General features: G+C 58.4%; 1 protein-coding gene. It reads right to left on the reverse strand.

Annotated elements, in window-relative coordinates:
* Positions 1-243, reverse strand: a 243-nt coding sequence (traF, locus tag H6A60_RS13520) for a conjugal transfer protein TraF (protein WP_205105393.1), incomplete at both ends; no start/stop codon positions are given.

The raw sequence follows: 243 nt of genomic DNA on the forward strand, positions 1-243 counted from the left end.
AGTGTGACCTGCTGAGCGACCTCCGCCACTTTTTGGCTGCGGTCTATCGCAAAGCGTTGAAGGAGAAAGTAGGCCTTGACGTTTTCGGGCGTTGGGTCGCTCCACATGATGTCGCGGTAGCGCGGCAGCATGTCGCGGACCCATTTGGCGGACAGAGGTACAGGCGCGTATTCGACCGCCGGTTCGGGCGCAGCCTGATTCGCTTCGGCGATTTTTTCTTTCTCAGGTTTCGCCGTTTCGTTG

Source organism: Sutterella massiliensis, assembly GCF_016899755.1.
Lineage (GTDB): Bacteria > Pseudomonadota > Gammaproteobacteria > Burkholderiales > Burkholderiaceae_F > Sutterella > Sutterella massiliensis.